This window comes from Chryseobacterium sp. CBTAP 102 (assembly GCF_003201365.1).
Taxonomy (GTDB): Bacteria; Bacteroidota; Bacteroidia; order Flavobacteriales; family Weeksellaceae; genus Chryseobacterium; species Chryseobacterium candidae.
Window position 1 is genome coordinate 37,258 of sequence record NZ_QICX01000019.1, and the last position, 7,655, is coordinate 44,912.

Below are 7,655 nucleotides of genomic sequence, written 5' to 3' on the forward strand. Positions count from 1 at the left end.
AAAAATATGTCAAAATACAGCAAGTTAGCTTTCAAAATTATCTTCTTCTGCCTCCCAGACCGAACATGCCGAGAATGGCTTTTGCTCCTTCTCTCATTAATGTGGAGGTAAAAGTACGGCCTGCTTTACTCTGTAATACCTGCTCAAACATACCAGGTTCTTCCTTCACCGGCCTTGTCTTTTGTGTAGGTGCCGGGTTTTGCGCAGCCTGTTCCATTCTGCTGGTAAGCATTTCGTATGCAGATTCTCTATCTAATGCCTGCTCATATTTTGCTACAAGTGCTGATTTTGAAGTCAGATCAGAGATTTCCGTTTCGCTCAGAACATCCATTCTCGATTCCGGAGAGATCAGGTAAGTATGTACTAATGGTGTTGGTATGCCTTTCTCATCCAAAGCCGTCACAAATGCTTCTCCAATTCCCAGATTCTGGATCAGGCTGGAAGCATCGTAATATTCTGTGGTAGGATAATTTTCAACCGCTTTGGTAATCTCTTTTTTATCTTTTGCCGTAAAGCCTCTCAGCGCATGCTGTATCTTCAGTCCTAACTGAGAAAGTACATTTTCAGGAACATCCCCAGGAATCTGAGTAATAAAATAAATTCCTACTCCTTTGGAACGGATTAATTTTACCATTGTTTCGATCTGTGAAAGAAGGGCTTTGGAAGCTTCATTGAAAATCAGATGAGCCTCGTCTATAAACAGGACTAGTTTTGGTTTCCCACTGTCTCCTTCTTCCGGAAAAGTCATATAAATTTCAGCAAAAAGTGAAAGCATAAACGTCGAAAAAAGCTGTGGCTTATTCTGAATATCTGCTACTCTAAGAATATTCACTACTCCTTTTCCATCCCTTGTTTCTAATAAATCATGAACATCAAAGCTTAATTCTCCGAAAAACCCTGCCGCTCCCTGCTGCTCCAGAGCAACAATAGATCTTAAAATAGCACCGAGAGATGCTGATGCAATGGATCCGTAATTGGCTGCCAGTTCTGCTTTTCCCTGTGCATTATCCGTTACATATTGCAGCACTTTTTTCAGATCGTTAAGATCGATCAAGGGAAGTCCTTTATCATCACAGTATTTGAAGACAATAGACATTATGCTTTGCTGCGTATCATTCAATTCAAGGATTTTGCTTAATAAAACTGGTCCGAATTCTGTAACGGTAGCTCTTAATTTCACTCCTTTTCCTCCGGAAATGCTCATTAATTCTACAGGAAAGCCTTGAGGATTATAAGGAAGCTGGGTCTTGCTATATCTTTCCTCAATGATAGGATTTATTTGCCCAGCTTCTGCAATTCCGGAGAAGTCTCCTTTAATATCCAGAACCAACGATGGAATTCCTGCATGAGAAAGCTGTTCTGCAAAGACCTGTAATGTTTTTGTCTTACCGGTTCCGGTAGCTCCGGCGATAAGACCGTGGCGGTTAATTGTTTTCAGTGGAATGGTTACATTTACTTCTGTGACCACTTCACCATCCAACATTCCTTTTCCTAATATTATATGTTCTCCTTTCGGAGTGTATCTAGCGTTGAGTTCTTCAACAAATTGTGTTTTGTCTGCCATTTGATCGCTTTTTTAACTTATAAATATAAAATTTTTTGTAAAATATGTAAAGATATTTTCTGAAGAACTTCTTTCTATTCCTTTTGATAATAAATTTGTCCTTAGATCATCAAATTTTAAACCACGATTACTGTTTTTTAATATCAGGAAGATCATAAGAACTTAACATGATATAAAACAGCATTTGCCATTATCTGTATGTAAGGCATTCTTTTTGCTCAAAAAAAACAAAACACACTAAACATGCGTTTAACAAAGTATTGAAAGAAACTATCAATGGGATTTAACATTTCATTTAGAATCTATCTAATACTTCGTATCTTTAACTCATTAAAAAAAGACTCCAATGAAAATTGAACAAATATATACGGGCTGTCTGGCTCAGGGTGCCTATTATATTGTATCAGAGAATGAAGCAATAATCATTGATCCTTTAAGAGAAGTAAAACCTTACCTGGATCGTATCGAAAAAGACAATGTCACTTTAAAATATATTTTTGAAACTCACTTCCATGCGGATTTCGTATCAGGACATTTGGACTTAAGCAAGAAGACAGGTGCTCCCATTGTATACGGACCTACTGCTGCTCCGGAATTTGATGCCATTATCGCTGAAGACAATCAGATTTTTGAGATCGGGAAAGTGAAGATAAAGGTAATGCACACTCCGGGACACACCATGGAAAGCAGCACTTACCTTTTAATAGACGAAAATGGTGTTGAAACTGCTATTTTTACAGGTGACACACTGTTTCTTGGAGATGTGGGAAGACCGGATCTTGCACAGAAGGCAACCAACCTTACCCAGGAAGATCTTGCGGGGATTCTGTATGACAGTCTTCAGAGTAAAATCATGCCATTGGATGACAGCATTACTGTTTATCCGGCTCACGGAGCTGGATCTGCGTGTGGAAAAAACATGCAGAAGGAAACCGTTGATATTCTGGGAAACCAGAAGAAGACCAATTACGCTCTTAATCAACCGGATAAAGAATCTTTCATCAGAGAAGTTCTTGATGGTTTAACAGCTCCACCAAAATATTTCGGAATGAATGTTGCGTTAAACAAAGGCGGCTATGAAAGCCTTGATGTTGTAATGAACAAAGGCTTACAGCCCATTGCACCGGAAGACTTTGAAGCACTGGCAGAAGAATCAGGGGCATTAATTTTAGATACAAGAGGACCAGCGGACTTCCACAAAGGATTTGTTCCCAACTCTATCAATATAGGATTGAAAGGAGATTTCGCACCATGGGTAGGAACTCTTATCGTAGATGTAAAGCACCCTTTATTATTAGTTACTGATGAGGGCACCGAAGAGGAAGTTATCACCCGGCTAAGCAGAGTAGGCTTTGACAATGTGATTGGATACCTGAAGGGAAGTTTTGAGGCATGGAAAAACGCTGGAAAGGAGACGGATGAGATCAAAAGAATAACTCCGGCTGAATTTGCGGAGCAATTTACAGAAGAAGCTACCATAATTGATGTAAGAAAACTGACTGAATATTCTGCAGAGCATATTGACAATGCTTATAACAAGCCACTGGACACTATCAGTGACTGGGCACATACCATTGATGATTCTGATCATTTCTTCCTTCACTGTGCCGGCGGATACAGAAGCATGATTGCAGCAAGCATCCTTAACTCACACGGAATCAGAAATTTCACTGAAATAGAAGGTGGTTTTAACGGAATCAAAAAAACGGAAAAGCTCCCAACTACAGATTTTGTATGCCAATCTAAGACCCTGTAAGATCATGAAAATTCAGTTTTCCGGATTACTTTTAGCATTAGCTTTTATGCTAAGCAGCTGTAAGACATCACCTGCGACAGCAATCCCTGCAACCAGCATTAAAGAATTAGTCAACAGTTCTGATGTAACACTGGTAGATGTCAGGATTCCGGAGCAGTACGCAGCAGGAACAGCGAAAAATGCCATTAACATTCCATTGGCAGAGATTCAAAACAACATAGAAACTCTAAAAGGTAAAAAAGTTGTTGTGTTTTGCAATAAAGGAATTCAGGCAGATCAGGTGATGGAAATTCTGAAGAAAAATGGTGTGGAAGCTTATGATGGTACAACCTGGAAAAATGTAAAGGCAATCCAGGACGAAACAAACAAAAAAGCAAACTAATAAACCCCAAATTATGTCACAAAAATTTCAGGAAATCATTGATTCCGAAAGACCTGTTCTGATAGATTTTTTCGCAACATGGTGCCAGCCTTGTAAAGTACAGTCTTCGGTATTAAATACGGTAAAGGAAAATATAGGCGAAGGAGCCAGGATTATAAAGGTAGATGTAGATCAATATCCCGCACTGGCAGCTCAATATGGAGTGCGTGGAGTACCTACACTGGCAATTTTCAAAAAAGGAGAAATGCTATGGAAGGAAAGTGGTGTTCATGATGTGAATACCCTTACACAACTTTTACAACAATATGCTTAAAACTGTGATTTTTCACAGTTTTTTTGTTTTTAAAAGTCCCACAAATCGCACGGATTTTCAGAGATGTTTATACTTATTTTCTTTATATAGAAATTAAAAATCTGTGAAGATCTGCGAAATCTGTGGGAAAATCCTAAAATTTAATAGAAAAAGAATCTCTATCATTCAGAAACTGGAAATGGTTTCTGAAATCTTTCAGTTCCTCCATATTCAATTCTGCGGTTACGAGATTACCTTGCTTTTGAGAAATTTCTTTTCCGTCAGCAAAGAAACAGTGAGAACTTTCCTGATAAAAAAGATTATTTCCATCTGTCCCGATTCTGTTTAAGCCAAATACAAAAGATAAATTTTCAATAGCTCTGGCTTTCAACAGATGCTCCCATGCTCCCACCCTTTTCTCAGGCCAGTTGGCAACATATAAAACAGCATCATAGTCATCATTATTTCTTGCAAAAACAGGAAAACGCAGATCATAGCAGATCTGAAGCAGGAATCTTATCCCTTGATATTCAACTATCACCCTTTCTTTCCCAGGTGTATACACTTTATCTTCTCCTGAAAAGGAAAACAAGTGTCTTTTATCGTAGAAAGCTGTTTCACCATCCGGCCTTATAAAGAACATTCTGTTGTAGAACTTACCGTTTTGTTCTACCGGCGCACTCCCGCAGAATGCTGCATTTTTCTCTTTTGAGATCTTTTTCAAAAATTCCAGTGATTCATTATTCCTGTCCGATACTTCGGAAGCATCCATACAGAAACCTGTTGAAAACATTTCAGGGAGAAGAAACAGATCTGCCTCTACATTTTGCAGTTCGTTTTCTATGAGTTTAAAATTCTCAGTTTTATTTTTCCAGATGATATCTAAATTTAGCCCTACAACTTTCATCTTTTTTCTTTTTTAAATTATTCCAAATGTGATGATAAAAATACAGCTTTTATCTTTACAAAAGGAGAATTAAATAGCTCAAAGGCTAGTTTCTCCCCCGAAAAAAGAGCCATATTTCTTAATAATTTATTAAAGTCTCCCATTTTTATAATACAGATATTCTTTCGGTTTCATTTTTGATAGAGATATTTTTTATAATTATCCTTAAAATTAGAAATTTATGAAGAAATTGTTTTTTATGGTGACGATCTTCTTTTTTGGTGTCATGGCTAATGCTCAGGCCTGGACAGGAAAAGGGGATCAGAAAATACAACTGGGGCTGAGTGCGTGGGGATACGGAACCGGAATAACGGGAACTTATGACTATGGACTTAATCAACTTATTTCAGTAGGGGCCGGAATTAACGGTTACTTTGATAATTACAAAAATAACGATAAGGATAATCGTGTTTTTGTTTTCGGAAGACTGAATTTTCACTTACAGGATGCTTTAAATCTGCCCGCTAAATGGGATATTTATCCAGGAGTAGACCTTGGAGTGCTTGGGAAAGACTTTGGAGTAGGAGCTCACATAGGAGCCCGTTATTTCTTTACGGAGAAAATAGGAGTATTTGCAGAGGTAGGTAATAATGGCAGCCTTGGGGTTTCTTTCAATTTATAATCAAATCGTCTTTAAATATGACAAAGCTTCTCGTTTCGGGGAGCTTTTTTATTTGGCATAGTTTTGATAATTGTTACCTTTGCAAATTAAAATCTAAAATTTATTAATGGAAATAGCAATCAAACTTTTTCAGTTCATTCTGAGCATCTCTATACTTGTGCTTCTTCATGAGCTTGGGCATTTTTTACCGGCAATATGGTTCAAGACCAGAGCAGAGAAATTTTTCCTGTTTTTTGATCCTTACTTCTCCATATTCTCTATGAAGAAAATCAACGGAAAATGGCAGTATAAATTTCTTTCCAAGAACCTGCCGGATTCTGAAGTAATAGAGGTGAACGGAAAGAAGGAAGAAGTTCCTATCGATATATCAAAACTTCCGGACAACGACTGGAGAAAGCATCCTGAACAAACCAAATATGGTATCGGATGGCTTCCTTTCGGAGGATATGTGAAGATTGCAGGAATGGTAGATGAAAGTATGGATACTGCCCAAATGAAAAAACCGGCAGAATCATGGGAATTTAGATCCAAACCTGCCTGGCAGAGACTTATCATTATGTTGGGAGGAGTTACGGTTAACTTTTTCCTGGCGTGGCTCATCTACAGCTGTTTATCTTTTTTCAACGGAGAAACATATACGGATATCACAAAATTCAACAACGGTATTGAAGCTACTTCTGCAGGAAAGAAAATGGGATTCCAGAATGGTGACAAAATCATCAGTGTAGACGGAAAACCAGCGGAAAGACTTGAAAACACTTCTATCAATATTCTTTTAGGAGATCATGTTACCGTAAACAGAAACGGACAGGAAGTTACTTTCCCGGTGAATGCAGACGGTGTTGCGGATGTTCTTAAGCAGAGAGAAGCAAAACTATATATCACTCCAAGAGTTTCTATGGTTATTGATTCATTAGCAACTCCTTCTTCTCAGGCTTCAGGTCTTGCGAAAGGAGATAAAATTGTAGGAATCAATGGTAAAAAAGCAGCATTCTTTGATGAAGTAAGTACTCTTTTAAGCGAAAATAAAGGAAAAACAGTTTCTGTTGACGTCGAAAGAAACGGAACTTTACAGACATTACCGGCAGTTTCTGTTGATAAAAACGGAAAACTAGGGATCGCAATTGATACAAAAAGCATTGCGAAAGATATTGTAACGAATAAAAAATATTCTTTCGGGGAAGCTATCCCTAGAGGATTTACAAGAACGATTGAAGCATTAACCACTCAGGTTAAACAGTTCAAAATCATGTTCAACTCTAAAGTTCAGGGGTATAAGAACGTTGGAGGTCCTATTGCCATTGTAAAGAATATGCCTGTAGATAAAGATGCTGACGGAAGCTTTAAAATCAACTGGGTTGCTTTCTGGAGCTTTACAGCAATGTTTTCCGTATGGCTGGCATTCCTGAACCTGATCCCTATTCCTGGGCTTGATGGTGGACACGTTTTGTTTACTTTATATGAAATTATTGTAGGAAAACCAGTTCCACAGAAAGTGTTGGAAAACGCACAGATGATTGGAGTTATCTTCCTGTTAGGATTGATGTTACTGATCTTCGGAAGCGACATCTTCAAGGTATTTACAGGGAAATTATAATTTTTTTGAAAATTTTCTTAAAAATATTTGTAGGGTATAAATATTCGTCCTATATTTGCACCACTTAAAACAAAGGACATTCCTCCTTAGCTCAGTTGGTTAGAGCATCTGACTGTTAATCAGAGGGTCGCTGGTTCGAGCCCAGCAGGAGGAGCAAAAAGACTTACAAAAATGTAAGTCTTTTTTTGTGTCTTACTATGAACTATTTCATGGCAAGGACTCCAAATCTGAGAAATAACACACTTGTAATTTAAATATAACGCAAAGGATTAGTAGCTAATACTTTATTTTTAGGATCAAGCGCAAAATTTGGGGGCTAGGCAAAAAGTTTAGCTAATCTGAATAAGAAGAATGCTTTGTCTTTTACACCTCTGAGCTGCATTCTGAAGTTTTTTATTTTCGCATTGAAGGATTCAGCAGCAGCATTGGTGCTTCTTTGATGAAAATAGTTTAAAATATCCCTGTAATGATTCATTATTGTTTTTCTTAAGGTAGA

Annotated in this window: 8 protein-coding genes and 1 tRNA gene; 6 read left to right on the plus strand and 3 right to left on the minus strand. The window is 37.8% G+C overall.

Annotated elements, in window-relative coordinates:
- Positions 1-37 precede the first annotated feature (37 nt).
- Positions 38-1,564 (minus strand): helicase HerA-like domain-containing protein, encoded by a 1,527-nt coding sequence (locus tag C8D70_RS19770; RefSeq protein WP_110368422.1) that lies wholly within the window; start codon positions 1,562-1,564, stop codon positions 38-40.
- Between the two features lie 346 nt (positions 1,565-1,910).
- Here C8D70_RS19770 and C8D70_RS19775 point away from each other — a divergent pair, with 346 nt between their 5' ends.
- Genes C8D70_RS19775 through C8D70_RS19785 form a run of 3 tightly spaced genes read left to right on the plus strand, consistent with a single transcriptional unit; the run spans position 1,911 to position 4,015 of the window.
- Positions 1,911-3,320, plus strand: a complete 1,410-nt coding sequence (locus C8D70_RS19775) for an MBL fold metallo-hydrolase (protein ID WP_076595325.1) — start codon at positions 1,911-1,913, stop codon at positions 3,318-3,320.
- Positions 3,321-3,324: 4 nt separating this feature from the next.
- Positions 3,325-3,702: a rhodanese-like domain-containing protein gene (locus tag C8D70_RS19780; protein WP_076595324.1), complete on the plus strand. Its 378-nt coding sequence runs from the start codon at positions 3,325-3,327 to the stop codon at positions 3,700-3,702.
- Between the two features lie 13 nt (positions 3,703-3,715).
- Complete coding sequence (locus C8D70_RS19785) at positions 3,716-4,015, plus strand: thioredoxin family protein (RefSeq protein WP_076595323.1); 300 nt, start codon at positions 3,716-3,718, stop codon at positions 4,013-4,015.
- Positions 4,016-4,148: 133 nt separating this feature from the next.
- Here the strand turns inward: C8D70_RS19785 and C8D70_RS19790 are convergent, their stop codons facing one another.
- Positions 4,149-4,901: a nitrilase family protein gene (locus C8D70_RS19790; RefSeq protein WP_110368423.1), complete on the minus strand. Its 753-nt coding sequence runs from the start codon at positions 4,899-4,901 to the stop codon at positions 4,149-4,151.
- Between the two features lie 220 nt (positions 4,902-5,121).
- Between C8D70_RS19790 and C8D70_RS19795 the strand changes: the two genes are divergently transcribed.
- From C8D70_RS19795 to C8D70_RS19805, 3 genes are all read left to right on the plus strand, one after another.
- The gene (locus tag C8D70_RS19795) at positions 5,122-5,562 is read left to right on the plus strand and encodes a DUF6646 family protein (RefSeq protein ID WP_110368424.1); all 441 of its coding nucleotides are present in this window, start codon (positions 5,122-5,124) and stop codon (positions 5,560-5,562) included.
- Positions 5,563-5,668: 106 nt separating this feature from the next.
- The gene (rseP, locus tag C8D70_RS19800) at positions 5,669-7,159 is read left to right on the plus strand and encodes an RIP metalloprotease RseP (RefSeq protein WP_110368425.1); all 1,491 of its coding nucleotides are present in this window, start codon (positions 5,669-5,671) and stop codon (positions 7,157-7,159) included.
- Between the two features lie 80 nt (positions 7,160-7,239).
- Positions 7,240-7,313 (plus strand) — tRNA-Asn (locus C8D70_RS19805).
- 162 nt (positions 7,314-7,475) lie between these two features.
- On the opposite strand, the gene C8D70_RS19810 is transcribed toward C8D70_RS19805, so the two are convergent.
- On the minus strand, positions 7,476-7,655 hold a 180-nt coding region (locus tag C8D70_RS19810), incomplete at its 5' end, for a transposase (protein ID WP_146212872.1).